The sequence below is a fragment of the Methanocalculus sp. genome, assembly GCF_029762515.1.
GTDB lineage: Archaea > Halobacteriota > Methanomicrobia > Methanomicrobiales > Methanocorpusculaceae > Methanocalculus.
Genome location: NZ_JARVGN010000369.1, coordinates 1 through 2,267, shown reverse-complemented (window position 1 = coordinate 2,267; position 2,267 = coordinate 1). Strand labels below are relative to the sequence as shown.

The 2,267-nt window shown below is 54.0% G+C and carries 2 protein-coding genes; both read left to right on the top strand.

The features are described from left to right. On the top strand, positions 1 to 430 hold a 430-nt coding region (locus QCH34_RS11010), incomplete at its 5' end, for a 30S ribosomal protein S7 (RefSeq protein WP_300334089.1). A 22-nt stretch (positions 431 to 452) separates the two neighbouring features. Further along, positions 453 to 2,267: elongation factor EF-2 (locus QCH34_RS11005; RefSeq protein WP_300334087.1), on the top strand; the 1,815-nt coding region annotated here is incomplete at its 3' end.

The following is a 2,267-nucleotide window of genomic DNA, read 5'->3' as shown; positions in this document are numbered from 1 at the left end:
CAAATCCTCAATGGCAATCGTCGAGCGGCTGATCAACCGCCTGATGCAGGTCGAGCACAACAGCGGAAAAAAGCAGCTCTGCACAAGGATTGTGATGGATGCATTCGATATCATCCACACAAAGACCAAGCAGAACCCGATCCAGGTTCTCGTCGATGCAGTCGCCAATGCCGGACCCCGTGAAGAGACGGTTCGTCTGAAGTACGGTGGTATCAACGTGCCAAAGTCTGTTGACACCGCACCGATCCGAAGGGTAAACACCGCAATGAAATATATCGCAACCGGTGTCTGGAAGGGAGCCCACAAAAAGAAGCGCTCAGCAGCCCAGGTGCTTGCCGATGAGCTGATCGCCGCATCAAAAGGCGACTCGAAATGTTTCTCTGTCGGTAAGAAGGAAGAAGTCGAGCGGATTGCAAAGTCCGCCCGCTAATCAATACTTTTTTTGGTGAATTATGTCACGCGGCAAAAAGATGGTGGAGAAAGTTTCGGAGCTGATGGACAAGCCCGAATTTATCCGTAACATTGGTATCGTTGCACACATCGACCATGGGAAGACCACATTCTCAGATAATCTCCTCTCCGGAGCAGGGATGATCTCAGAAGAGCTCTCAGGCAGACAGCTCTTCATGGACTCCGATGAGGAAGAGCAGGCTCGAGGAATTACAATCGATGCATCGAACGTCTCGATGGTCCACGAGTACGGCGGGAATGAGTACCTGATCAACATGATCGATACCCCCGGTCACGTCGACTTCGGTGGCGACGTCACACGGGCAATGCGTGCAGTCGATGGTGCCATCGTCCTCGTCGATGCAGTCGAAGGCCCGATGCCCCAGACCGAGACCGTTCTCAGGCAGGCACTGAAAGAGGGTGTCAGGCCGGTACTCTTCATCAACAAGGTCGATCGCCTTATCAACGAGCTGAAGGTCGACCCGCAGGAGATGATGATCCGGCTCGGCCGTGTCATTGACAAGGTCAACAAGCTGATCAAAGGGATGAACGAGAAGATGTACACCGAAGGCGGATGGAAGCTCGATGCCCAGATCGGCACCGTTGCCTTTGGATCTGCTCTCTACAACTGGGCAGTCTCAATCCCATATATGCAGAAGAGCGGCGTCTCCTTCAAGGAAGTCATCGACAAGTGCAATGCCGGTGACATGAAAGCGCTTGCCAAGTCAAGCCCGCTTCACGAAGTGATCCTTGATATCGTCGTAAAGCACCTTCCAAACCCAATCGATGCACAGAAACGGCGTATCCCGATCATCTGGCATGGTGACAAGGAATCCGCCGAAGGAAAGGCGATGCTCACCTGCGACCCGAAAGGCGCAGTTGCCATGATGGTCACCGACATCTCCTTTGATCCCCATGCAGGCGAGGTCGCAACCGGCCGTCTCTTCTCAGGAAAGCTCAGCCGTGGGATGGAGCTCTTTGTTGTCGGAACAGCTGGAAAGGGCAACCGCCTCCAGCAGGTCGGCATCTTCATGGGCCCAAGCCGTGTTGAGGTCGAACAGATCGTCGGAGGCAATATTGCTGCTGTAACCGGCTTAAAGGATGCAATCGTCGGATCGACTGTCACCTCCAGCAAAGAGATGACACCATTTGAGTCGCTGAAACACTACTCAGAGCCTGTCATGACTGTTGCAGTCGAGGCAAAGAACATGAAGGATCTGCCAAAGCTCGTCGAAGTGCTCCGTCAGGTTGCCAAGGAAGATCCGACGATCCGTGTCAACATCAATGAAGAGACCGGTGAGCACTTAATCGCCGGTATGGGAGAACTCCACCTTGAGGTTATCACCGGCCGTATCCGCCGTGACAAGAACGTCGATATCGTGACGTCTGAACCTATCGTCGTCTACCGTGAGACAGTCACCACAAAGGCAGGGCCTGTCGAAGGAAAGTCGCCAAACCGCCACAACCGGTTCTATATCGAGGTTGAGCCCCTTGACCAGGCTATTGTCGATGCAATCCAGAACGGCGATGTCTCGATGAACATGAGCCAGCTCGAGCGGCGTGATGTGCTTGTCGGCCTTGGCATGGATAAGGATGAGGCGAAGAATGTCAAGGATATCTACACCACCAATGTCTTCCTCGACATGACAAAGGGTATCCAGTACCTGAACGAGACGATGGAACTGGTCCTTGATGGTCTCCACGAGGCCCTTGACGGCGGCCCGCTCGCAGACGAGCAGGTGCAGAACCTCAAGATCCGGCTGATGGATGTGAAGCTCCACGAGGATGCAATCCACCGTGGCCCTGCACAGGTCATC